Source organism: Nonomuraea sp. NPDC003201 (genome assembly GCF_053590415.1).
Genome location: NZ_JBSFTC010000014.1, coordinates 55,732 through 78,567, shown reverse-complemented (window position 1 = coordinate 78,567; position 22,836 = coordinate 55,732). Strand labels below are relative to the sequence as shown.

Here is a 22,836-nt window from a genome sequence, read left to right as displayed (position 1 = left end):
ATCGGGCCGCCCTTGACCCTCGCGAAGACGAGCGCGTCATCCTCCGGCTTGACGTAAATCCTCATGTACTCGCGCAACTCCGGCAGGATGGACCTCCGGGATACCGATCCCCGGCGCCTCGGCAAGAACCAGACGTTGGTCCTGGAGTTCGCCGGGAACGAGGGATGACGCCCAGAGGAGCGGAACGTCCTGCTGGCGGCTTACGGGATACCTGATCGGGCCGCGCGTCGCCATCGACGACACGGCGTGGCACACCGGCCGGAGCTGAACCTGCGCAGGGCCGCACCCTCCACCTGTGACAATGTCCTGCCATGGCGGAACGCCCCGGCGTTCGGTGCGCTCCACGGCCTCACTGATGACGCCACCTTCGGGCTATTCCACCAGCGCGCCGAATACGTAGGTTCCGGGAGCGTCCGGGTCGTCGCCGGCCCAGAACTCTGTCCAGTGGGTGCGGAACTCGTCGCGGGTAAGGTGGCCGTCACCGTCCAGGTCGAGGCGCGGGAAGATCTCATCGGTCGCTGAGGGCGCCCCGTTCCACGTCTCGATGAGCGCGCCGTATTCCGAACAGGAGATGAGGCCGTCGCCGTTGAGGTCGATGGCCTCGAACATCGCGTCGGCAGTGCCGGAGACCGCGTCGGTCATGTCACCGAGTCTTTCCACGACGAGAAGCACCTGGTCGAGGGAGACGGCGTCGTCGCCACCGGGGCCGGAGGCGGCTCGGAGCACCGGCCACCAACCGGTCATGATGGAGGCCAGTCGCTCTGGGTCGACGGACCCCCCGACGGCCGTCCAGCGGTGGGCGAGCGCCTGGAAGTCGGCCTGGGTCAGTCGGCCGTCGCCGTCCACATCCATCGCCCGGAAGACTCTGCCGACCTTTCTGCGCTGGAACTCACTGGCCACATCCGCCTCCGCTCTTCGGGAGACTCAATGTTTTCGAGCGATCACTAATGGTAACCATAGTCATTTGAGTGACGGATATGTTACTTAACGTGGAGACCGTGGTTCGTGATGTCGGAAATCGTCATCCGAAGGACGGGATCAACGAGGACCAGAGAATCACCCCGGCCGCCCCGAGGGCACGTGCGGCCGATCACGCCACAGCCACATTGCGACCGATTGTGGTATGAGACCGCAGCAAACCCCTTCGCGGCACTCCGGTGTTTGATGTCGTGAAAATCACCTGGGTCGACCCCAGCATCACGGAACGCTGCAACGGGAGAGCAGCGGCTCGCTCTGTCCGGGCAGGTCACGCGTTGGTCGGTCGGGCCATTAAGAGGAGTGACGAGAGGTCAACCACGGTCACTCAGGACCGATCTTCCGTCCAGCTCAGCGCCCCAGTGGGCCGTGATCAATGCAGTTCCCAAGCTGACAGCGCGGGTTCGATTCCCGTCACCCGCTCTCATCGTGAAGGCCCAGGTGAGGACATGAATCCCGACCCGGGCCTTGATTGTTTCCGGACGCCAGGTCATCAGCTCTTGATCACCCTGTGGGGACCAGTGCGCCCGCCGTACCCTTGTCGCCATCATCTCGCGCTTCGAGCTGCCGATCGATGGCGTTGATGATCACCTCATCGGACGTTGTCGTGCCCCATGCGTGCCGCTGATCTGTAGCTGTCTGGCAGCGTCGCGTGTGGCTCTGTCCGTGACGGGGGCGTCTCGGCGTTCGCTGCCCCCCGCCGGCACCGGGTGGCGTAGGCCCATGCTGAGATCGTAAGGACCGAAGATCATTGCTTTGGTTACGGAACCGATCCAGGGCACGGTAGAACTGATGCGTGCATGTCGGGGCCATCGCTGAGGTTGGGGATGCCGCCGGCAGGCTTGTCTCAGTGGACCCGGCTGGGCGGTACGTCGCTCTCGCGCAGCGGGAGGTCGTCACTGTGCATGATGCCCATGATGGGCTCACCTCGGTGGTGTCCTGTGGGTTGACTGGGCGATACCAAGAGCTGGCTGTCCACCCCGCCGGTGAGAGTATTGCGATTCTGCGTCACGACCTGACGGTTGAACTGTGGCGTTCCCGCGGTGAGGCGCACAAGTTCCCAGGCGGTAGCCCAGAGCGGGACGGTCGAACTGACATGACGACCCGCAGCCGAACCAGGTCCACACCTCCGGAGTGGCGCCAGGCTGGCTGGCTGCAGTTCACCGCCGACGGCTCGCACCTCCTCTTCGGGGAAGCGCGGCCGGACGGCACTGCCCGGCTGAACCTGCTCGACGCGAGGACACTGACCCGCATCAGCACCTTGCCGCTGGGAGACATGGCCGGTGGGGCGCCGCTGGAAAGCTGGGGCGAAGGGGTCGAGGTCGCCTGCGCGCAAGCGCCGTCGACCGCCGTCGCGTTCGCGGCATGCTCTGGCGATGACACCGTGGTCCTGGCCGTCGCCGAGGTGGTGGAGGACCGACTACAGCTGTATGGCGCCGACCCCTGTCCGCCATCGTTGGCTGCCGCCATTCCTGGTGAACGGGTGACGGGGATCGCGTTCTCGGCAGCCGGCGAGCTGATAGTGCTCGACTCTGACGAGAACGTGTCGGCAGTTCGCTGGCGGGACCCCACCTCGAGCAGGCGAGACCTCGCCAGTGGCTACGAGCTGCTCCGAGCAGGCGATGAACCGCATCAGCAGTTCGTCGCCGCACTCCGCGCGCTCGGCACCGATGACGAGGAGATCGGCTTGGGCGGGCCGCTGTTCGTCCAAGGTCAGGTGCTCGCGGGTGTCGTGGAGCGGGAGCGGTGGGTTGGCGGCCATCTCGGCTGGCAATCCACCGCGCTGGTCTTCTTGGACATCCAAACCAGCGAGTGGCTGGGCTTCCTCGAGTTGCCGGACGCCGAGCATCACCAGCCGATCCTCCTGCGCAACGGCATCATCTCTCAGAGCGTCGGCGAACGGACCCGAGTCGCTCGATGGCTACCCCCGACCCTGCCGCCTCACCGGAGCGTACGGTGAGCGCCGCAGAAGCCAGGACGTGCCCGTTGCGTGCCCGTTCGTAGAGTGAGCGGCGGGGAGTCACGGGGACCCGGCCGACATCTGCCCAGGTCAGCGTTTCCCCTGTACACAGGCCATGATCTTGAAAGAGTTCCCAAGCTGAAGCCGGGTTCGAGCGGGTCGCGGAGGGAATCTCGGCTGGTTCAGGCGCATGAACGGGGCGGATGCGATCGGGAGCCGAGCCGCCGGAGCCTCGGCCGAACATGCGGCCAGACCTACCGCGATGGTCATGGTCGCTAACCCTCGCGTGATGGTCGTCCGCATGACCGGCAGGATAAAAGGTCGCCGTGAGAGGAGTACGACGAAGGCGCCGATCGAATCTGGGCGCGCTTTCGTGTCGCCACGTCGCTCCAGGTCACCGTTGCCGGCAGGGCGAGAAGTATGCCGACCGATATTTGCCGGCGCAGCTCAAGGGGTGCCGCTCCGTGCGGCCTCGCGGTCCTGCGTTTGTCAGGGGTGGCCACAGTTGTGGCTGTGCTTGTGCTTGGGGCGATCGGCGGGAAGTTTCGGGTCGCAGGGCAGATGTACTAATGGGGTTCGGGAGGAAGTTCGCCGACTGGCGCCACCGTGTGGGTTCCATTGCCTGTGCATCGCCAGACGGCGACTTTGTGTTCCAGTTCGGCGCGCAGGCCTAGATCATGAGCGGAGCAGACGGGCCAGACCTTCCAGAGCAGCTCCATGATCACTTCCTGGGTGGCATCCGCGACGCTCGCGAGCGCCTCCTGAGCATCACGTCCCTCGGCAGGCCAGATGCCGTTGCCGTGGTAACCACCCCGGAACTCCACCCTGGCATGACTGCTGTCATCCCAGTCAGGGAGGACCAATCGGAGGGTTCCGGTGATTCCCCTGCTGCGGACGTCGCGCTCGACGAGCTTCAGCGCCTGTTCCAACGCCGCCCACAGACTTGGTTCGAGGGCGAAGGTGGGCTCGAACCGGACGTCACGGAGAAGCCTCTTGCCCAGGCGGGTCACGTCGGCCGTTGTCAGATGAGCGGTTGGGCGTTCGAGGAGTTCCCGCGTGGCAGGGGTGCTTATGTCGGCTTCCTCCAGCAAGCAGGCCAGCGCGATGACGGGTTCGGCGTCAAGGGCGCCGTCGCGCAACGCCACGTAGATCCGGCCTGTCAACTCGTCGAAGACCTGCCGGGCTTCCTCATGGGAGTGCACGCTGCAGTGTTGCCGATCGGATGAAGCCAGGCAACCGAAATTGTGGCGTGCGGCTCGGTCAAGATGGCGGCTGGGCTGTGTCCCCTTCCTGCAGCGCTAGGGAGCCGAAGGTGCTCTTTGAGAACGTGCTTGCCTGCGAAGGTTCCGACGTGCCGCTGGAACGAGATGCGATGCCCCTTGCCCTCTTCCGGAACGAGACGCGCGCATGGGTCTCCCGCGAGGATGGCCTGCTTTGAATACGTTCGGCCTCCATCGACTGCCAGTGCTTCGCTTCGCATCGACGCCGACAAGGCCATGCGCCGGCTGATCGTTGCCGTCAGCGGGCCGAGGAGCGGTCTCCGGCGCAGGTCAGCGCCATTACGAGCCAAGGTGCTTGCGATTCCCGCGCCGGCGGCGCACCTCTTCGGGAAGCATCGCGGGACGTTGCCCAATCTGGTGAGGCGGTCTTTCGTCGTTAGGAGAGATGTTTCATGAGCGGTGCGACAGCGGCTGACTATGCGTGGTTGGCGGAGGAGTGCACTGGTGACGATGGCGAGGCAGGGCTGTGCCTGACCTTCGTGCGGGGGTTGCCTCCCGATGAAGCCTTTCGGCGGATCGGGGCCGTCCCTCGTCGACGGCCGGCGGATCAGCTCATTCAGCTGGTACGCCTACTCCCTTCGCCACGGTCTCGACCCTGACCCGCTCCTGGCCGACGTACACGAGTTGGGGCTCGACCTGGACGATGGCACCGAAGAACCGCTGCCGAGCGCGCTCGCGCTGGCCGAGCGTGCCACCGGAGTGCGGTTGCACCGCGCCGACTTCATCAGGCCTTCGCTGATCGGCTCGGTTGGTCAGGCCTGAGCGAAGCGCGAGGAGATCGCGACCGCCCGCACAGGAATCGCCTGTGGACGCTCATCGAATCCCGATGGCCTTCCAGCGACTCGGCGCGGTAGGCGAGGTCATCGGCGGACGCGATAGCGGAGGTGTGTGGCATCCCGTCCTCGGATGACCTGGATGGTCTCCAGTTCGATGTGGTCGGCGCCGAGGTGTTCGAAGAGTCGGCGGCCCTCACCGAGCAGGACCGGGACCAGGTGGATCTGTATCTCGTCGAGGAGTCCGGCCAGGAGACAACCCTGGGCGGTACCCACGCCATGGACCAGCACGTTCTTCTCGCCGGCGGCCTCCTTGGCGCGGCGTACGGCGTCCTTGAGATCGCTCAGATAAGTGACGTTGGGCCACTTCGCGTATCGGGGGCCGGGTTGGTGGCGGCTGAGAATGAAGATGGGCACGCCGTCGTGATGATCTCCGTCCCAGCCTCCGGCTGGTTCGAAGGTCCCCCGGCCGGCGAGCACCGCTCCGGTGGAGAGAGAATCGTCAAGGACCTCACGATCGGCGCCGTCCGGTTGTTCGGCGTCGCCGACGCCTCCCGTCCATTCGTGGAGGCGGTGTCCGCCGTCACCCAGGCCGTTATCGGGTCCCTCATTGGGGCCGGCGACGAAGCCGTCGAGGGACATGGACATGTAGAGGACGGTCGACGACATGACGGGGGTTCTCCTTTGTTCGAATGATGAGCAGCAAATCTGATACTGCTTCACCGCCGGGCCGCGCACAGTGAGTTGACCGACTTGAGTCTCTTCGCGATCGGTGGCGTTCAGAACGAGCTGAAGGGGTGTGCGTCTGGAAGGTTGGGATCCTTGTCGGCCTTGCTGGCGTTGATCGAGCGATGGATCGCCGCCCAGACGTCCAGACGCCCAGAGGTCCGGAGAGTGGTTGGTTGCCGCATTACCGGTCGTGTGGCAGGTCAGGCCATTCGCCAGGTTCGTCGAGGTTTGTTGTGCGGGCGTCCGGGGATGCCGGGGCGTTGCTGCCATGGGCGGGGTCCGTCGGGCGGGCGGTAGGCGACGCCCAGCGCGTCCAGGCGGGCGTAGTGTGCCGCGTTCATCCGGCGCTCAAAGCCGTCGAAGTCGCGTTCGTCGGGAGCCGGCAGGTCCGACCAGGCCACTTCGGCGAACGCGACCAGCCGGGGAAACGCCTGGTAGTCCACTCGGCCGCGATTTTCGGCGACTTCCGTCCACAGGTTGGCCTGGGTGCCGATGACGCGGGCCGCGTGCGCCGTGCCCGCCAGCCGGGGCGGTACAGGCTCGAACCGGTAGACGTCCTCCAGCGTGTGCACCCAGCCGAACGGCACGGGCTCCCGGGCATCGTGGGACTGGACGTGATCGAGGTAGACCTCCTGCTGAGGGCACATCACCACATCGTGCCCGGCCTCGGCAGCGGCGATGCCGCCCGTGTACCAGCGCCAGCACGCGACGGCGGCGCCCTCCGCCAGGCCGCCCTCCAAGATCTCGTCCCAGCCGATGAGACGACGGCCACGCTCGGCTAGCCAGCGATCGAAGTGGCCGATCATCCAGGACTGGAGCCCGTCCTCGTCCTTGAGCCCCAATTCCCTGATGCGTGCCTGCGCCGTGGGTGACTCGCGCCATTGGCCTTTGAGACACTCGTCGCCGCCGATGTGGATGAACAGGCTGGGGAAAACCTCCAGCACCTCTTCCAGAACGCCCTCATAGAAACGCAGTACGGCGTCGGTCGGCGCGAGCACATTAGGGCTCTTTCCCCATTCGGTCCACACCTCCAGCGCGGTGGTGTCGATGACGTCGGTGTTCCCCAGTTCGGGATAGGCGGCGATGGCCGCCTGCGAATGACCTGGAATATCGATCTCCGGGACGACCGTGATGTGCCTCTCCCCGGCGTACGCGACGATCTCGCGTAAGTCGTCCTTGGTGTAGAACCCGCCGTGCGGCCGTTCCTCCCAGATCGCCGGCTCGCCCCAGCCCATGCGGGTACGCGGCCGCCACGCGCCGACCTCGGTCAGCTTCGGATAACGCTCGATCTGGACGCGCCAGCCCTGGTCATCGGTGAGATGCAGATGGAACACGTTGAGTTTGTGCGCGGCCAGCAGGTCGACGTACCGCATCAGGTCTTCCTTGGGCAGGAAATGGCGTGCCACGTCGAGCATGAATCCCCGCCAGGCGAAACGCGGAGCGTCGTGTACGGTCACGTACGGCACCATGACCGGCTCTCGCGCGATGGGGGCACGGCGAAAGGCGTCCGGGCCCTGGATCTGCCGTAAGGTCTGACGCCCCCAGAAGACACCGGCCTCGTCACCACCCACGATCTCGGCGCCGTCGGCCGACACGGTCAGTCGATATGCCTCAGGCCGGAGCAACGGATCGACGCGGGTACGCACGGCCCCTGTGAACGGCCCGGAACCGCCGGCCCATTCGAGCCGGCCCGGTGCGGGAATCAAGCCCAGTTCGATCGCCACCGGCCTATTCTGCGCTCGGCCGACGGCATGGGAAAGGCAGCCTGCCCCGGCAGAGATATTCACTGGAAATTTCGCCGCCGGACCGCGAACCTGACGAGCATCCATCAAGGCCAGTGTCCGAACATCTGGAAGGCGTACCCGATGACGCAGACCTCCCAAGAGCATCCGGACCTGCTGGTGAAGGGGCATCCTTTCCGGCAGTGGAAGACGTGGCGGATCCCCGGCACCGCGTTCACCCTCACCGGTTACTCCCGGGCGAACGACAAGACCTTCTTCCACATACCGGAGCTGCGATGCGCCCTGGACGCCGGGTTGTGCGAAGGGCGGCAGCCCGAGACGGTCTTCTTGACGCACACGCACCACGACCACGCCAAGGATCTCGACTACCTCGCCTCCAGGCCGTCCGGCGCCGACATCTACCTGCCGGCCGAGGCGCTGCCGTACGTGGAGGCTTTCCTGCGCGCGTCCGCCGAGCTGAATCACGCGGCGCCGTACGATCCGGCGCTGGCCCCGGCCTATCGTCTTCACGGCGTGCGGCAGGACGACGAATTCGCTTTCGGCTCCCGTGGCCACCACGTTCGCGTGGTGGGATGCGAGCACAAGGTGCCCTGCGTGGGCTACGCGTTCAGTGAGAACGTCAAGGAACTGCGGCCCGAATTCCAGGACCTGCGGGACGAACTCGTCCGGGACGGACGCGGCGCGGAGTTCGGCCGGATCATGGCGCGGAAACGGCGAGAAGGCGCGGAGGTCGACCGGCAGGTACGCCGCCCGCTTTTCGCCTTCCTCGGCGACACGCATGTGTCGGTCTTCGAGCGGAACCCCTGGCTGTTCACCTATCCGGTCATCATCACCGAGTGCACTTTTCTTCACGACAGCGAGCTGCCTCGCGCGGACCGGGTCGGGCACACGGTGTGGAGCCGGCTCAAACCCGTGGTCGAGGCGCACCCGGACACGCTGTTCGTGCTGACCCACTTCAGCCTGCGCCATTCCGATCAGGAGGTGGTCGATTTCTTTCAGCGGGAACGGCATGACAACGTCCTGGTGTGGGCGCATTCGGAAAGCCACCTGCCGGAGCAGCACCAGTCCGGGCCCGCAGACCACTAAACGGTCGAAGGAGAGGATGAGGTCATGCTGCCCGCAGACAGTCATGTTCACAGCGAATGGTCGTGGGACGCGCCGGGCGGCTCGATGGAGCGGACCTGCGCGCGGGCGGTGGAGTCAGGGCTGCCCGCGGTCGCGTTCACCGAGCACGTGGATTTCACGGCCTGGGTGGTCCTTGCCGCCGACCTCGACGAATACGCGCATCTCAAGCCGTTCGTCACGCCGGCCGGAACGCCGGCCGGAACGCCGGCCGGAACGCTGACTCCGCCGAGATTCGATCCCGACGGATACCTGGAGTGCGTGCGGCGCTGCCGCGATCGGTTCCCGAGCCTGCGCATCATCACCGGGGTGGAATTAGGCGAACCGCATTGGTACGGCGACGAGGTCGCGAGGCTGCTCGACGCCGGGCAGTTCGACCGGGTGCTCGGTTCGCTGCACTGCCTGCCGGTGGGGCGGCAGTTCTCCGAGCCGCCGTACCTGTACCGTCAGCGACCGGCCGCCGAGGTGATCCGGGAATACCTGGCCGAGATACCTCGCCTGATCAAGAGCTCGGACGCCTTCGGGGTGCTCGCCCACATCGACTACCCGCTGCGCTACTGGCCTGCGCAGGCCGGGCCGTTCGATCCGAACGCGTTCCAGGACGAGTTCCGTCATGCCTTGCGGGTGCTCGCCGACAGCGGCCGGGCTCTGGAGGTCAACACGCGGGGGCCGCTCCATCCCGAGATCGTTCGCTGGTGGCGTGACGAAGGCGGAGACGCGGTCACCTTCGGCAGCGATGCCCACGACCCGACCGGAATCGCGTACCGCTTCGCCGAGGCGACGGCCATGGTCGAGGCCCAGGGTTTCCGGCCCGGCCGTCACCCCCATGACTACTGGACGCGTACGGGCTGACCGCCGTCGAAGTACTTCCCCGCCATCCGCGTGTGCAGCGGGAACGCCAGCTCCTGCGGCCGGTCGATCACCAGCCACTCCGTCGTTTCGGCCGTGGCCGTCACCGGTGGAAGGGCGGCCGAGCTCGTACGCGGCCCCAAGCCGAAGATCAGCACCGTGCCGTCGGGAGCGCTGAGCACGTCGAACAGCCGGACGTCGTCCGCCTCGACGATGACGCCCGTCTCTTCCCGAAGCTCTCGGGCGGCCGCCTGCTGCCAGGATTCGCCCAGGTCGATGAAGCCGCCGGGCAGGGCGAGCTCGCCGCGGTGCGGCTCGACGTCACGGCGGATCACCAGCAGTCCCTCGTCCACCGGCAGCACCATCACGGCGACGGGCAGCGGGTTGAGGTAGCTGGTGTTGCCGCAGCCGGCGCAGGTCCGCGGCCACTCCTGGCCGGGGACGTAGGCCGTGCCGCAGAAGGAGCAATGTGAGTTTCTGGTCGTCACGATCACGAGGCTAACGCCGTGACCGGAAACGGCCGACGGTCGCTGAGCCGCAAGAAGGAAGCCATGGAGAAGAGACACGGAAGCCCCAGTTGCCAGGCTTTCGGCTCAATCGAGAAAGGATGAGTGGCTTCATACTGTGGCGGGCACGGTGGCGGCGGCGGGGGCCGTCGGCGCGTTCGTGGCGGCAGGGGAGCCGGCGGTACCGGAAACTGACGGGTGAGCACTGGGACCACAGCGCTACGGCATCCTGGCGACGCCGCTGAGCAGGGGCTTCTCCCAGGGGGCGAGGGATGCGCTCGTCCGGGACGTGCGCAACGACGGGCTTCACCAGTGCGAGCCCGTCGAAGAAGCTGGTGGCGTGGAGCGTCACCTCCAGCGCCTTGGCCTTCGGGGGTTCGGAGGCCAAGGCGCTCTTGGAGGCCGGCCAGGTGACCACCCGGCCGGCGCCTGTCCTGAGGAACGAGGGTCCGAGGGCAGTTCATCGGTTATGGCACGCTCTGACCCATGCAACTCAGAACGGGCGCGCCGCGCGACGCCGACCTCATCGCGGCGTTGCACGCCGCCCCACCCGCAAACGCTCCGGTATCGGACGCCTGCTCATGAGCCGCGCCTTCGGCTGGGCAGCCGCCCACCACCCCGGCAAGGCGGTCTACCTGGAGGTGCTCAGGGACAACGCCCCGGCCATCGCCTTCTACGAGCGATGCGGCGGCAGCGCCACGCGGGACTTCTGGGAGAGCGTGCCCGGAGGGGTCGAACTGCCCGTGATCGAGTACGCCTGGACGCCCGAAAGCGTCAAGGCCCTGGCCTGCTGATCAGGGGTTCAACCAGGAGAATCCGGTGTTGACCAGTTCGGCGAGGGGGCCCGAGGATGCCGAAGACGGACCCCTCAGCGGGGGAAGGTGGTACTCGCCGCCTTCGTGCGGAGGCCGCATTCCGTCTCCGTCCTGAACGGGCTTGGATTCGCCACGATCCCCCACTTCTCCTGGCCGATCAAGAAACGTTATTCCTTGATGACGTTGTCGCGTGGACCGCCGTAGACAGGGTTGCGGTCGTAACGCTTGTCGGTGACGAGCAGGCGGATCACTCCGGGCTTGCGGATGGACTCCTCCGCCTCCCAGACGACCCAGTCGTCGCCCACGGGAGTGGTCCGCGTGGGGCCCTCGCCGAAGCCGCCCGGGTTGCCCGGCGCGATCTCCATGATGAGGAAGGTGACCTTCAGTCCGCGCTTCCTGAGCTCGGGCAGGACCTCGCCGACGGTCTTCTCGTCCACCCGGAGCCCGGCGAGCGAGCGACCCTTCAGGGTCGCCAGCCGGTAGTCGGGCTTGACCTCCTTCTGAACAGGCCTGTCCTCCAGGACGCACGGCCCGATCGGGCCGGTCATCAGGATGGTGGTGGTGGTCTGCTCTCCGATCGTCCAGACGAAGGTCTGGCCGGGCTTGAACAGCTTGGTGTCGATCCGCATCTGCCAGCCGCGCCCCTCTTCTCCGGGAATGTTCTCCGGTACGGAGTACAGGCCCGGGGGGATGTCCTCGACGTAGGTCCCGCGCGGTTCCCGGCACATCTTGCCCGGAGGCACGTAGTCGACGATGGCGGGGACGTTGAGCTCCTGCAGTTGCCTCGTCAGCCCTGCGGCGTCATGGAAATCCCGCAGCTTGACGTACACGACGCCGTCGGAGTCCTTGGTGACCGCGTACGAAGGCGGCACCCCGGTCCGCAGCAGGCCCTGCCCCACCACGATGCCCACGGCGAGCATGGCCGCCACGGCCAGCCCCAGGAACAGGCGCCGGGCCCGATACGGGCGTGGGCGAGCCGCGGGCGGGCCGGGCTCGGTGGCGGTGATCGAGGCCAGCAGCGTCCGCGCCCCCGCGTCGGACGCCTGCCCCCCTGGCCGGCCCGGCTCCACTCGGGCCAGTGAGCGGGTGATCGTGTCGATGTCGTCGGTGTTCTTCACAGCTGCCTCTCCGCCGGGATCAGCCGGCTCTCCGACGTGAAACGGACGTCCGCCTCGGCCAGCGCGCGGGCGAAGCGCCTGCGGGCGCGGTGGAGCCTGATGCGTACGGCGTTGCGCGACAGGCCGAGCACGGTGGCGATCTCCTGCCGGTCCAGGCCCTCCCACGCGACCAGCGCCAGCAGCTCGCGGTCGTCGTCGGACAGGCTCCGGAAGACGTGCGTGATCGCGGACAACTCGACCCGGCTGTCGGGCGAGGCTCCGTACAGGTCGGCCATCTCGGTGTCGAGCTCCACGCTGCGCGCCTGACGGCGGACCTCGCCGCGATAGTGGTTGGCCAGCACCTTGCGTGCCGTGCCGTACAGCCACAGCGTGGCTTCCTCCCCGTCCGGGAGGTCGTGTATCCGCCGCCAGGCGACGGCGAAGGTCTCCGCCACCACGTCCGCCGCATCCTGCGGGGAGTCGCAACGGCGCGCCGCGTACGCCGTGATCAGGCCGTACGTTTCCTGGTAGACGGACTCGAACCTGGCCCGTTCCTCATCCACGAGGCATCCCCATGCCCGGCTCCTTCATAGTGCGATGTACGGACATCTGTGCCTATGTAGGGAGGAGGGCCATCATTTCGCGTCAGAGCGGAGAAAATTCTAAGGAGCTCAGCCAGTCGTGCGTTCGAAGGCGCTGAGCACGCGGGCGGTCGGGTCCGGCGCCCCCTCGTCCCTGAGGCGGTCGGTGAGGAGGAAGTCGGTCAGCTCGAACGCGGCGGCGTGCTCGTCCTCGCTCAGGAAGAAGACCCCGCCGGCGGCGTCAGGGTCCCAGCCGTGCGTCAGCGCATGGTCGATGACCTCCCGCACGTCCTTCGGGGTCGGGTAGGAGTTGTCGCTCGCGCAGCCCCACGGCAGGACCGCCTTCGACAGCAGGTCCGCCTGGAGCACCCGGCTGTTCTTCCCGGCGCCCCAGACCCGCAGGCGGACGCATCTGTGGCAGTCGCGCCCGCCGGACACGTGGTGGATCTTGCCCTTCCACACGAACTCCCGCTCACCCGCGCGGAGCTTGCGCAACCTCGTTCGGATGGTGCCCACCCCCGCGCCGAAGCCTAGCCGACCCGGCGAACGGGACGCCTGGTCATCCTTCGAAACGGATCGTCGCCCCCCGGTCGGTGATCGACAGCACACGGAAGTTGAGCGTGCGCTTGTTCCCGTACCGGAACTCCCCTCTGGCGCCCTCCCCCAGTGACGAGGTGAGGCCGGGGGCCCGCACGACGACCATGTCCTGGTTGAAGAGGCCGCCCATGTACTCCTTGGAGACGCGCACTCTGCCTAGGCCGTACGTGCTGGAGACGCGGAAGCTCACGGCCCTCGTGAACGTGAACTTACACTTCCCGTCGTAACAGGCCCGCAGGTTCGGGGCGGAGGCGGCGGCCGGGGTCGCGGCGAGGACCGGCGTCGCGACCAGCGCGCAGGCGAGGGTCAGGGCGGTGATGGCCTTCCGGGGGTGCATGGTCTCCCTTTCGTCGGCTGTTGCGGCCCGGTACGCCGTGCTCAAGTGGCTCGGCCGCAGGGGGTGAGGCCTTTCTACAAGGCCTGCGCCGGGAGGGGTCCCGAGCGGAGCCGCTAACGCGGGCGGGCGAGGTCGTACACGGCGGCCACCAGGGAGAGGAAGATGAACAGCAGGACCACCGCCAGGCCGTGACGGAAGGCGGTCGCCCAGTCCGCGCCGAGCGCGCCGAAGAACGTGGAGCCGGCCGTCGCGATGCCGATCGCCGAGCCCAGCCGCTGGCCCGTCTGCAGGACCCCCGCCGCGCTCCCGCCACCCTCGGGCGGCACCTCCGACAGGGTGATGGCCTGGTTGGGCGAGATGACCAGGCCGCTGCCGATGCCCGCGACCAGCAGCGGCAGGGCGGTGGCCAGGCCCGCGCCGGGCCCCGGCACCAGCACGGTGGCGGCCATGGTCGCCGCCAGGCCGGCGATCACCGTGACCAGGCCGATGACCACCACGCGGCGCCCCGCGCGGGACACCAGCCGCCCGCCCACCACGCTGGACGACGCCGAGCCGAGGGCGAACGGCGTGATCGACAGGCCCGCCAGCAGGGGGCTGTAATGGAGGCCGCTCTGCAGGTACAGGGTGAAGATGAAGAAGATGCCGGTGAATCCGGCGAAGTAGAACAGCCCTATGGCCGTGCCGAGGCGATAGGAGCGTTTCCTGAACAGCGCCAGGTCCACGAGAGGCTCGCGGCGGTAGAACCGTTCCCACGTCACGAAGCCGCCCAGGACCAGGAGCGAGGCGGGGATGATCAGCCATTTGGCGTTCCCCTCCCACTGGTGGCGCTGGATGAAGGGCAGCAGCAGGCCCGCCACCCCGACACCCAGGAGGAGCACGCCCACCGGGTCCATGCTCTCCCGCCGCCGCGGCACGTCCTGGCGCGGGGCCGGCAGGACGTGCCAGGCCAGCGGCAGCAGGGCCAGCCCGATCGGCACGTTCACCAGGAACACCCAACGCCACCCCAGCTCGGGCCCGGACAGGGTGACCAGTGCGCCGCCGATCAGCGGCCCGGCGGCCGTGGAGAGGCCGATGGTGGCGCCCAGCGCGCCGAACGCCCGGCCCCGCTCGTGCCGCGCGAACATCTGCTGGATCAGCCCCGACACCTGCGGGTTCACCGTTCCGGCGGCCATGCCCTGCACGAGCCTGGCCGCGATCAGCACCTTCATGTCCCAGGCGAAGCCGCACGCCGCGCTGGCGAGCGTGAACAGCGCCACCCCCCACATGAACAGCGTCCTGCGACTCCTGGCGTCCCCCATGCGCCCGGCCGGTACCAGCAGCAGGCCGAACGTCAGCGCATAGCCGGAGACCGTCCACTGCAGGCCGTCCGCCGTCGCGTGCAGGCCGGCGCGGATCGACGGCAGCGCCACGTTGACGATGCTCACGTCCAGCCCGGTCATGAACGCCGACACCAGGCACACGGCCAGTGCATGCCGCCGCCTGTCGAACCCGGTGGTCTCCGCGCTCATGCCGTCCAGACTCTCACCGACCGTCTGAGGGTTCTCTTACCGGGTATGGGGCGAGTAACGTCCGATCATGGACACGATGACCGTCGAGCAGAACGGCATCAACGCGGTCCCCGAGGCCGAGCGGCACGGCCGGCCGGGGGACCTCTTCTGGCCGTGGGCCGGCTCCAACCTCTCCCTGTTCGGTGTCGCCTTCGGCGTGTACATGGTCGGTCTCGGTCTGGGCGTGATCCCCGCGATCATCACCGGGGCGGTCGGGTACGCGCTGTCGTTCCTGCTGGTGGGCCTGGTCGCGGTCGCGGGGACGCGGTCGGGCGTGCCGACGATGACGCTGGGACGGGCGCCGTTCGGGTACCAGGGGAACAAGCTGCCCGCCGTTTTCTCCTACATCTCGAACGTCGGCTGGGAGATCGTGCTCGTCACGCTCTCCGCGCAGAGCGGCGCGGCGATCCTCGCGCGGCTCGCGCCCGGCGTCCCCACCACCACGGCCACCGCCGCGTGCTTCGCCGTCGCGGCCGTCGTGGTGATCGCGGTCGGCGTGTACGGCCACGCCCTGATCATGGCGGTCCAGCGGTACCTGACGTACGCGTTCGTCGTGCTGACCATCGTCTACATGGCCCTCATGGTGCCGAAGCTCGGCGGGGCGCTGAAGAGCGACGCGGGTCCCGGCGAGTGGGTCGGCGGGGTCGTCTTCGCCATGACGCTGCTGGGTCTGGGCTGGGTCAACTGCGGCGCCGACTACTCCCGCTACCTGCCCTCGAACTCCCGGGCGAGGTCGGTGGCGCTGTGGACCACGCTGGGTGGCGCGGTGCCGCCCATGGTGCTGCTCGTGTTCGGCGTGCTGCTGGCGGGCGGCGATCCGAAGCTGGCCGAGGCCGCCGGAGGTGACCCGGTGGGCGCGCTGGCCCAGGCGCTGCCGACGTGGTTCCTGCTGCCGTACCTGCTGACCGCCATCGGCGGCTTCCTGGCCGGGGCGATCATGGACATCTACTCGTCCGGGCTGTCGATGCTGGCGCTCGGCGTGCCGGTCAGGCGGCACTACGCGGTGCTGATCGACGGCGCGCTCATGGTGCTCGGCGGCTACTACCTGCTGTTCGTGTCCAGCAGCTTCCTCGGCACCTTCCAGGCGTTCCTGGCGATCATCGGGGTGGTGATGGCGGCCTGGGTGGCGATCTTCCTGGTGGACATGTGGCGGCTGCGCGCGGGCGGCAGGTCGTACGACGAACGGCTGCTGCGGCCGGGTGCGCCCGCGCTCAACTGGGCCGGGCTGGTCTCGCTGGTCGTGGCGTCGGCCGTGGGCCTCGGGCTGATCACCTCGGGCGACCCGAACATCGCCAGGATCGTCGGCTTCCTGATGAGCGACGAGATGAAGGCGGGCACGTTCGGTGGGGCGAACATCGGCGTGGTCATCGCCCTCGTGCTGGCCGGGCTGCTGTACTTCCTGATCACCGTCTTCACCGGGCGGCGCCGCGAGGCGTGACGGCGCCGGGTCCTGAGGTTACTCTTGGTGAGTAATGATGGACATTCCGTCGCGGTTGCTGCGGTGGGCGGTGCACGCCACGGCCTGCGGGCTTCTGGTGCCCGCGGTGGCGGGCTCGCTGCGCGAGGACCGGGTGGCCGTGGCCGTCGGGGGGCTGGCGCTCGGCCTCGCCTATGCCGCCGGTCCACTGATGTCCGGACGGCGGCGGGTCGTGTGGCTCGGGCTCGTGACGGCCGGATGGGTGGTGCTGGCGGTGGCGGCGCCGCCGTTCGTGTGGCTGGCGTTCCCGCTGCTGTTCGCGTACCTGGACGTGCTGCCGCTGTGGGGGGCGATGTTCGGGGTGGCGGTGCTGACCTCGGCGGCGATCCTGGCGGCGGTGTGGCACGCCGGCGAGCTGACCCTGCCGCTGGTGCTCGGGCCGGGCATCGGGGCCGCGGTGGTGACCCTGCTGGCGCTGGCCTGCAAGGCGCTGCGCCACGAGGTCGAACGGCCCGAGCAAGAGCCCTCGCTCAGGCCGTGACCGCCTGAGCGAGGGCGGAGGCTCAGGCCGTGACGATCGCGAAGTCGGGTGTCGTGTGGTCGAGCACGGCGACCAGCCGCTGCAGCGCCCCGGTGTCCCCCTCGCGCTCCACGCCCCCGACCCCCTTGCCCGCCAGCAGCCCCACGAGCTGGTCCTTCGTCAGCCGCAGCGTCAGGTCGGCGCTCTCGTCCGCGGGCTCCCGCTGCTGGATGAGCGCGCCGTTCGAGAGCGTCGTACGGTACCGCTCCCCCAGGTCGGTCAGGTACCAGTCGATCGACAGCCGCTCGTGCCAGGCGCGCGGCCCGTCCACGCGGATGGCGAGCGAGTCGAAGATCTGCTCCACGGACAGCGCGGCGAGCAGGTCGAGCGAGCCGGCGTCCACGGTGGCGGGCACGATGCCGTCGGACAGCTCCAGCGCGCCCATGAGGTAGAAGTTGCGCCACACGGCGTTCTCGGCGCCGTGGCCGAGCCGGGTGTAGACCTCGGCGAGCAGGTCGCGGGCCTCCTTGTTGCCCTCGTCGGCGAAGACGGCGTGGTTGAGCAGCTGGGCGGCGAAGCGCAGGTCGTTCTCGTCGATGTAGCGCCTGGCGAACGCGACCACGGCCGAGCCGCCGCCCAGGCAGTCGACGTACCGGACGGCGCTCTCCCGCGGCGGGTGCTCCCACAGATGCGCCGGGTTCCCGTCGAACCATCCCAGGTAGCGCTGGTAGACGGCCTTGACGTTGTGGCTGACCGAGCCGTAGTAGCCGTGCGTGTGCCAGGCCTGCTCCAGCTCGGGCGGCATGTGCATGGCCTCGGCGATCTCGGGCCCGGTCAGGCCCTTGTTGAGCAGCCGCAGCGTCTGGTCGTGCAGGTACGCGTACATGTCCCGCTGCTGTTCGAGGAAGCGGACGATGCCGCCGCGGCCCCAGGTGGGCCAGTGGTGCGAGGCGAAGGCGACGTCGGCGCGGTCGGCGAACAGCGTGACGGCCTCGTTCAGGTAGCGCGCCCAGGCGCGGGCGTCGCGGACCATGGCGCCGCGCAGGGTGATGATGTTGTGCTGGTTGTGCGTGGCGTTCTCGGCCAGGCACAGGACGCGGCGGTCGGGGAAGAGGAAGTTCATCTCGGCGGGGGCCTCGGTGCCGGGCGTGAGCTGGAAGAGCATCCGGATCCCGTCGACGGTCTCCTCCTGACCGGTACGGGTGATGTCCGTCGTGGGCGGGATGAGCGACACGGTGCCCGTCGAGTTGGTCATCCCGAGGCCGCAGCCGATCTGGCCCTCGGGCGAGCGGGGCAGGGCGGGGCCGTACATGTAGACGGCCCGGCGGGTCATGGCGGGGCCCGCGTAGACGTTCTCCGACACCGCGTGCTCCATGAACCCCTCCGGGGCCAGGATCGGCACGCCTCCCCCGGTGACGCCGCGTACGCCGCCGAAGTGGTCGACGTGCGAGTGGGTGTAGACCACGCCGGTGACCGGGCGGTCGCCGCGGTGCTCTCGGTAGAGCCGGAGCGCGGCGGCGGCGCACTCCGTGGAGATCAGCGGGTCGATCACGAGGACGCCGCGCTCCCCCTCGACCAGGGTCATGTTCGACAGGTCCAGGCCGCGTACCTGGTAGACGCCCTCCGCGACCTCGTACAGACCTTGCCTGGCGCACAGCTGGCCCTGCCGCCAGAGGCTGGGATGGGCCGTCGCCGGGCACTCCCCCTGGAGGAAGTCGTAGGAGTCGTTGTCCCAGATGACCCGACCGTCGGCCGCTTGGATCACTGCCGGACTCAGCTTCGCGATGAAGCCGCGGTCGGCGTCCGCGAAATCGTCCTTGTCGTGAAATGGAAGGTCTGCCATGTCTAGCCGAGTGCCCAGGAATCACTCCAGATAGCTCAATAAACACCCCTAATAGCATGAATCTAGGGCAATACGGACAGACCTGGCCCGGCTCCTCGGCGCCGAGTGATGGGGCCGTGTGGTTGGCTGGTCGGGTGGAAGCGTGTGTGTTCGACCTCGATGGTGTGCTGGTGGACTCCGAGCCCGTGTGGGAGGAGGTGCGCCGGGCGTTCGTCGCCGAACACGGCGGCACCTGGCAGCCCGACACGCAGTCCAGGCTCATGGGCATGAGCACCGGGGAGTGGGCCGCGTACCTGCACTCGCTGGGGGTGTCGATGCCTCCCGACGAGATCGCGCGGGGCGTGGTGGACCAGATGGCCGCACACTACCGCGACGGGGTGCCGCTGATGCCGGGGGCGGTGGAGACGGTGCGGCGGCTGTCCGACGCCGTCATGCTGGGGCTGGCCAGCTCGTCTCCGCGCAGGCTGATCGACGTGGTGCTGGACGCGGCCGAGATCGAGGAGTGCTTCGCGGCCACGGTCTCGACCGAGGAGGTCGCCCGCGGCAAGCCGGCGCCCGACGGATACCTCGAGGCCGCCCGGCGGATCGGGGCGGACCCGAGCAAGTGCGTGGCGGTGGAGGATTCGAGCAACGGGCTGCGTTCGGCGCACGCGGCGGGCATGCGCGTGATCGCCGTGCCGCACCCGCACTACCCGCCCGCGCCCGACGCGCTGGCCCTGGCCTGGCGGGTCCTGCCCGGCCTCGACGAGCTGACCGCCGATCTGCTGCTCGTTTGACCGCACCCCCGGGTCGCTCATGTGAACGCCGAGGTCGGGTGGCTATGCTTACGGAATCGTGCGAGACATCACGGTTTTTTCTGGAAGCGCCCACCCTGAGCTGGCTGAAGAGATCTGCAGGCATCTGGGTACGCCACTCCATCCGGTGCGCATCGAGCGCTTCGCCAACGACGTCCTCGAAGTACAGCTCCAGGCCAACTGCCGTGAACGCGACGTCTTCCTCATCCAGCCGCTCGTGCCGCCCGTACAGGAGCATCTGGTCGAGCTGCTGCTGATGCTGGACGCGGCGCGCGGCGCGTCCGCGGCGCGGACCACTGTGGTCCTGCCGCATTACGCCTATGCCAGGTCGGACAAGAAAGACGCCCCGCGCATCTCGATCGGCGCGCGGCTGGTCGCCGACCTGATGGTGGCCGCGGGCGCCAGCCGCGTGCTGGCCATGACACTCCACTCGCCGCAGGTGCACGGCTTCTTCAGCGTCCCCGTCGACCACCTGCACGCGCTGCGCGAGCTGGCCGCGCACTTCCGCCAGTACGACCTGTCGAACACGGTCGTCGTCTCCCCCGACCTCGGCAACGCCAAGGAGGCCGCCCACTTCGCCCGCCTGCTCGGCACCGGCGTCGCCATGGGCGCCAAGCAGCGCTTCAGCGACGACCGCGTGGTGATCAGCTCCGTGATCGGCGACGTCACGGGCAAGGACGTGATCATCCTGGACGACGAGATCGCCAAGGGCAGCACGGTCATCGAACTGCTCGACCGGCTGCGCGAGCGGGGAGCCCGCTCGGTGCGGGTGGCCTGCACGCACGGGCTGTTCGCGGGCGGAGCGGTGGAGCGGCTGAGCGCGCTGCCGGAGGTCGAGGAGATCGTCTGCACCAACACCGTGCCGTCGCCCAAGCCCATCGACAAGCTCACCGTGCTGTCGATCGCGCCCGCGCTGGCCGAGGCCATGCGCCGGATCCACGACGGGGAGTCGGTGAGCGCGCTGTTCAACGCGTCGTGACGACCTGACCGGAGCCGCGTGGACCCGCTGTGATCTGCGCGGCTTTCCCACTCGGCGCTTTATCGATCATAGTGACCAGTATGCACGCGGCCACCGAACGACTGCTGAGCGACTTTCTCCGGGGCGTCGAACCGGCCGTGCCCTTGGTCGCCTTATGGGCACACGGTTCGCTCGCCACCGATGACTACCAGCCCGGCCGCAGCGACCTGGATCTGATCGCGGTCGTCGACACCCCGGTGACGATGGAGCAGTGGCGCCGGATCAAGGCCGCCCACCGGGCGCTCGACGGGCCGCTGGCCGCGCACCTGCACTGCTCGTACCTGGCCAGGGAGGAGCTGGCCGACCCCTCGGTCGAGCACGTGACCTGGGCGCACGAGCGCATCTTCCGCCGTCCCGTCAGCGCGGTCACCCGCCGCGAGCTGCACGAAGGGGCCCTGGAGCTGTACGGCCCGCCGCCCGCCGGGCTGCTGCCGCCGGTGTCGGACGAGGAGCTGACCGACTTCGTACGCGGCGACCTGCGCGACTACTGGCTCGTCAAGACGCGGGCCCGGCGGCGCTGGCTGCGCGACATCTGGGTGGACCTGGGCCTGCTCACGGTCGCCCGGGCCACGGTCACGCTGCGGGAAGGGCGGATGATCAGCAAGCGGGAGGCCCTCGACGTGCTCGCCGAGCTCGGGGCGCCGGAGAACGTGGTGGCCGACATCCGGGCACGCAGGTACGGCACGGCGCGGCCGGTGCTGAGCCGGTTCAGGAGGGGGAGGCTGGCCCGCGCGTTCCTCAGGTCCGCCATCAGGAAGGCCCTGACCTGAGGGTCGCCGTGAGCCCGGCCAGCGCCCGCGTGATCTGCTCCGGGGCCAGGCCGAGCACCGAGCGCTGGTAGCCGTACACCTCGGGGGCCAGGGGCGCGAGCAGGACGTCCACCAGCGCGTCGGGATCCGGGGTGCGGGCCGCGACCAGGAGCGCGCGCACGTGCGCCCGCCAGAAGCCGTACGCGCCCGTCTCGAAGCGCGAGCGGCCCACCTCCGAGCCGAGGACCAGGTGCCGGTGGTCCTCCAGCAGGCGCACCATCGCGGCGTAGAAGGCGGCGAGCCGCTCGGCGGGCGGCGCTCCCGGGCCGAGCGGCGGGTCGCCGCGCAGCAGCCGCTCCTGCAGCGCCCGCTCGTGCTCGTCGAGGAGCGCGACGGCGATCGACGCCCGGTCGGGGTAGCGGCGGTAGAGCGTGCCCCGGCCCACCCCGGCCTTCTTCGCGATGTCGTCCATCGTCACGTCCTGCGGGAGCCGCTCCGCGAAGAGCTGCGCGGCCGCCTCCAGGATGCGCGCGCGGTTCCGCGCGGCGTCGGCTCTCTCCATGCGTCCGATTGTATGTGGACACGGCGTCCGGTTATATTGAAGTGGACAGCGTGTCCGCTTAGCGCCTTCAAGGGAGAGATCATGCTGCTGCATCTGGACGCGAGCGCGCGCCGGGCGTCGTCGTTCTCGCGCAGACTGTCCGCCGTGTACGCCGACACGTGGCGGGCCGCGCATCCCGATCGCCGGTACGCGTACCGGGACCTGGCCGCGCAGCCCGTGCCGCACATCGGCGAGGCGTGGACCGAGCTCTGCGACCACATCCTCGAACACGAGATCACCGACATTTCGCGCTATCGGGAGGCGGTGCGGACGCCTGCCCAGCGGCAGGCGTGGGCCGTCGTGGAGCCGCTGCTCGACGAGCTGGTGGCGGCCGAGGTGATCCTGATCGGCACCCCGATGTACAACTACTCGATCCCCTCCTCGCTCAAGGCCTGGCTCGACCAGATCACGTTCCCGAAGATGTCGCTCGAAGGCCGCTCGTTCGTGGTGACGAGCGCGCGGGGCGGCGCGTACGGGCCGGGCACGCCCCGCGAGCCCTACGACCACCAGGAGCGCTACCTGCGCGACTTCTTCAAGGGGCACTTCAGGGTCGAGGACGTGACGTTCATCCACGCGGAGCTGGTCAACGCGCGGCTCGACCCGGCCCTGGCGCACCTGCGCGACAGCCACGAGCAGTCCCTGGCAGCGGCGCTCAAGGAGGCGGCCCGGTGAACTGGATCGTCCTGTTCCTCGCCGGACTCGTCGAGGTGGCGTGGTCGCAGAGCATCAAACCGACGCAGAACTTCACCCGGCCGGTGCCCACGCTCGTGTCCCTCGTCCTGATGGCCGCCGCCGTCTGGCTGCTGTCCCGGGCGATGAACACGCTGCCCGTCGGCACCGCGTACGCCGTCTTCACGGGCATCGGCGCGGTCGGCGCGATCACCCTGGGCATCGTGCTCAACGACGACCCCGTCTCGGTCGGCCGGATGGCGGCGCTCGCCCTGATTGTCGGAGGGATAGTCTTGGCGCGAGTTACCACCTAAA

Annotated in this window: 26 protein-coding genes; 14 read left to right on the top strand and 12 right to left on the bottom strand. The window is 68.7% G+C overall.

What is annotated here, in order from left to right; genetic code table 11:
* Positions 1-372 precede the first annotated feature (372 nt).
* A complete protein-coding gene (locus ACWDX9_RS08910; protein ID WP_449950820.1) occupies positions 373-900 on the bottom strand; it encodes an EF-hand domain-containing protein in 528 nt (175 codons plus the stop codon).
* 1,171 nt (positions 901-2,071) lie between these two features.
* Here ACWDX9_RS08910 and ACWDX9_RS08905 point away from each other — a divergent pair.
* Positions 2,072-2,935, top strand: a complete 864-nt coding sequence (locus ACWDX9_RS08905) for a hypothetical protein (RefSeq protein ID WP_449950817.1) — start codon at positions 2,072-2,074, stop codon at positions 2,933-2,935.
* A gap of 566 nt (positions 2,936-3,501) precedes the next feature.
* Here the strand turns inward: ACWDX9_RS08905 and ACWDX9_RS08900 are convergent.
* A complete protein-coding gene (locus tag ACWDX9_RS08900) occupies positions 3,502-4,137 on the bottom strand; it encodes a hypothetical protein (protein WP_449950815.1) in 636 nt (211 codons plus the stop codon).
* Positions 4,138-4,247: 110 nt separating this feature from the next.
* Here ACWDX9_RS08900 and ACWDX9_RS08895 point away from each other — a divergent pair, with 110 nt between their 5' ends.
* The 3 genes from ACWDX9_RS08895 (at position 4,248) to ACWDX9_RS08885 (ending at position 4,977) form a co-directional block, all read left to right on the top strand.
* A complete protein-coding gene (locus tag ACWDX9_RS08895; RefSeq protein WP_449950812.1) occupies positions 4,248-4,373 on the top strand; it encodes a hypothetical protein in 126 nt (41 codons plus the stop codon).
* Between the two features lie 234 nt (positions 4,374-4,607).
* The gene (locus tag ACWDX9_RS08890; RefSeq protein WP_449950810.1) at positions 4,608-4,814 is read left to right on the top strand and encodes a DUF6461 domain-containing protein; all 207 of its coding nucleotides are present in this window, start codon (positions 4,608-4,610) and stop codon (positions 4,812-4,814) included.
* Entirely contained in the window at positions 4,714-4,977 is a 264-nt protein-coding gene (locus ACWDX9_RS08885) for a DUF6461 domain-containing protein (RefSeq protein ID WP_449950807.1), read from the top strand. The genes ACWDX9_RS08890 and ACWDX9_RS08885 overlap by 101 nt, the downstream gene beginning before the upstream one ends.
* Before the next feature lie 98 nt (positions 4,978-5,075).
* Here ACWDX9_RS08885 and ACWDX9_RS08880 read toward each other — a convergent pair whose 3' ends face one another.
* A complete protein-coding gene (locus tag ACWDX9_RS08880) occupies positions 5,076-5,987 on the bottom strand; it encodes a dihydrofolate reductase family protein (protein ID WP_449950804.1) in 912 nt (303 codons plus the stop codon).
* Positions 5,918-7,441, bottom strand: coding sequence for a beta-N-acetylhexosaminidase (locus ACWDX9_RS08875; RefSeq protein ID WP_449950801.1), 1,524 nt, complete (start codon positions 7,439-7,441; stop codon positions 5,918-5,920). Before ACWDX9_RS08875 ends, ACWDX9_RS08880 begins: the two co-directional genes overlap by 70 nt.
* A gap of 141 nt (positions 7,442-7,582) precedes the next feature.
* On the opposite strand from ACWDX9_RS08875, the gene ACWDX9_RS08870 reads away from it, so the two are divergent.
* Positions 7,583-8,545 carry an MBL fold metallo-hydrolase gene (locus ACWDX9_RS08870; protein WP_449950798.1) on the top strand — a complete coding sequence of 321 codons (963 nt, stop codon included), beginning with the start codon at positions 7,583-7,585 and terminating at the stop codon, positions 8,543-8,545.
* A 24-nt stretch (positions 8,546-8,569) separates the two neighbouring features.
* Positions 8,570-9,433, top strand: a complete 864-nt coding sequence (locus ACWDX9_RS08865) for a PHP domain-containing protein (RefSeq protein ID WP_449950795.1) — start codon at positions 8,570-8,572, stop codon at positions 9,431-9,433.
* Here ACWDX9_RS08865 and ACWDX9_RS08860 read toward each other — a convergent pair.
* Entirely contained in the window at positions 9,412-9,918 is a 507-nt protein-coding gene (locus tag ACWDX9_RS08860; protein ID WP_449950792.1) for an NUDIX domain-containing protein, read from the bottom strand. The genes ACWDX9_RS08865 and ACWDX9_RS08860 overlap by 22 nt on opposite strands.
* 290 nt (positions 9,919-10,208) lie before the next feature.
* Here ACWDX9_RS08860 and ACWDX9_RS08855 point away from each other — a divergent pair, with 290 nt between their 5' ends.
* The gene (locus ACWDX9_RS08855) at positions 10,209-10,730 is read left to right on the top strand and encodes a GNAT family N-acetyltransferase (protein ID WP_449950789.1); all 522 of its coding nucleotides are present in this window, start codon (positions 10,209-10,211) and stop codon (positions 10,728-10,730) included.
* Positions 10,731-10,918: 188 nt separating this feature from the next.
* Here the strand turns inward: ACWDX9_RS08855 and ACWDX9_RS08850 are convergent, their stop codons facing one another.
* The 5 genes from ACWDX9_RS08850 to ACWDX9_RS08830 all read right to left on the bottom strand — a co-directional run bounded on the left by ACWDX9_RS08850 (position 10,919) and on the right by ACWDX9_RS08830 (position 14,871).
* Positions 10,919-11,869, bottom strand: coding sequence for a hypothetical protein (locus tag ACWDX9_RS08850; RefSeq protein ID WP_449950786.1), 951 nt, complete (start codon positions 11,867-11,869; stop codon positions 10,919-10,921).
* On the bottom strand, positions 11,866-12,411 hold the full coding sequence (locus ACWDX9_RS08845; protein WP_364259149.1) for an RNA polymerase sigma factor: 546 nt from the start codon (positions 12,409-12,411) through the stop codon (positions 11,866-11,868). Before ACWDX9_RS08845 ends, ACWDX9_RS08850 begins: the two co-directional genes overlap by 4 nt.
* 108 nt (positions 12,412-12,519) lie before the next feature.
* The gene (locus tag ACWDX9_RS08840) at positions 12,520-12,924 is read right to left on the bottom strand and encodes a hypothetical protein (protein ID WP_449950783.1); all 405 of its coding nucleotides are present in this window, start codon (positions 12,922-12,924) and stop codon (positions 12,520-12,522) included.
* A 64-nt stretch (positions 12,925-12,988) separates the two neighbouring features.
* Positions 12,989-13,363, bottom strand: coding sequence for a hypothetical protein (locus tag ACWDX9_RS08835; RefSeq protein WP_449950780.1), 375 nt, complete (start codon positions 13,361-13,363; stop codon positions 12,989-12,991).
* A 113-nt stretch (positions 13,364-13,476) separates the two neighbouring features.
* Positions 13,477-14,871 (bottom strand): MFS transporter, encoded by a 1,395-nt coding sequence (locus ACWDX9_RS08830; RefSeq protein WP_449950776.1) that lies wholly within the window; start codon positions 14,869-14,871, stop codon positions 13,477-13,479.
* 67 nt (positions 14,872-14,938) lie between these two features.
* Here ACWDX9_RS08830 and ACWDX9_RS08825 point away from each other — a divergent pair, with 67 nt between their 5' ends.
* Together ACWDX9_RS08825 and ACWDX9_RS08820 are read left to right on the top strand one after the other, a co-directional pair.
* Positions 14,939-16,348: a purine-cytosine permease family protein gene (locus ACWDX9_RS08825; RefSeq protein ID WP_449950773.1), complete on the top strand. Its 1,410-nt coding sequence runs from the start codon at positions 14,939-14,941 to the stop codon at positions 16,346-16,348.
* A 34-nt stretch (positions 16,349-16,382) separates the two neighbouring features.
* On the top strand, positions 16,383-16,868 hold the full coding sequence (locus tag ACWDX9_RS08820; protein WP_449950770.1) for a hypothetical protein: 486 nt from the start codon (positions 16,383-16,385) through the stop codon (positions 16,866-16,868).
* 22 nt (positions 16,869-16,890) lie between these two features.
* Here ACWDX9_RS08820 and ACWDX9_RS08815 read toward each other — a convergent pair whose 3' ends face one another.
* Positions 16,891-18,690, bottom strand: coding sequence for an alkyl/aryl-sulfatase (locus tag ACWDX9_RS08815; RefSeq protein ID WP_449950767.1), 1,800 nt, complete (start codon positions 18,688-18,690; stop codon positions 16,891-16,893).
* Between the two features lie 146 nt (positions 18,691-18,836).
* Here ACWDX9_RS08815 and ACWDX9_RS08810 point away from each other — a divergent pair, with 146 nt between their 5' ends.
* The 3 genes from ACWDX9_RS08810 (at position 18,837) to ACWDX9_RS08800 (ending at position 21,272) form a co-directional block, all read left to right on the top strand.
* Positions 18,837-19,466 carry an HAD family hydrolase gene (locus tag ACWDX9_RS08810; protein ID WP_449950764.1) on the top strand — a complete coding sequence of 210 codons (630 nt, stop codon included), beginning with the start codon at positions 18,837-18,839 and terminating at the stop codon, positions 19,464-19,466.
* A 58-nt stretch (positions 19,467-19,524) separates the two neighbouring features.
* On the top strand, positions 19,525-20,463 hold the full coding sequence (locus tag ACWDX9_RS08805) for a ribose-phosphate diphosphokinase (RefSeq protein ID WP_449950761.1): 939 nt from the start codon (positions 19,525-19,527) through the stop codon (positions 20,461-20,463).
* Between the two features lie 80 nt (positions 20,464-20,543).
* The gene (locus ACWDX9_RS08800; protein ID WP_449950758.1) at positions 20,544-21,272 is read left to right on the top strand and encodes a nucleotidyltransferase domain-containing protein; all 729 of its coding nucleotides are present in this window, start codon (positions 20,544-20,546) and stop codon (positions 21,270-21,272) included.
* On the opposite strand, the gene ACWDX9_RS08795 is transcribed toward ACWDX9_RS08800, so the two are convergent.
* Complete coding sequence (locus ACWDX9_RS08795; RefSeq protein WP_449950755.1) at positions 21,253-21,813, bottom strand: TetR/AcrR family transcriptional regulator; 561 nt, start codon at positions 21,811-21,813, stop codon at positions 21,253-21,255. The genes ACWDX9_RS08800 and ACWDX9_RS08795 overlap by 20 nt on opposite strands.
* Before the next feature lie 81 nt (positions 21,814-21,894).
* On the opposite strand from ACWDX9_RS08795, the gene ACWDX9_RS08790 reads away from it, so the two are divergent.
* Both ACWDX9_RS08790 and ACWDX9_RS08785 read left to right on the top strand, forming a co-directional pair.
* Positions 21,895-22,524 carry an FMN-dependent NADH-azoreductase gene (locus tag ACWDX9_RS08790; protein WP_449950752.1) on the top strand — a complete coding sequence of 210 codons (630 nt, stop codon included), beginning with the start codon at positions 21,895-21,897 and terminating at the stop codon, positions 22,522-22,524.
* Positions 22,521-22,835, top strand: coding sequence for a DMT family transporter (locus ACWDX9_RS08785; RefSeq protein ID WP_449950749.1), 315 nt, complete (start codon positions 22,521-22,523; stop codon positions 22,833-22,835). Before ACWDX9_RS08790 ends, ACWDX9_RS08785 begins: the two co-directional genes overlap by 4 nt.
* Position 22,836 lies beyond the last annotated feature (1 nt).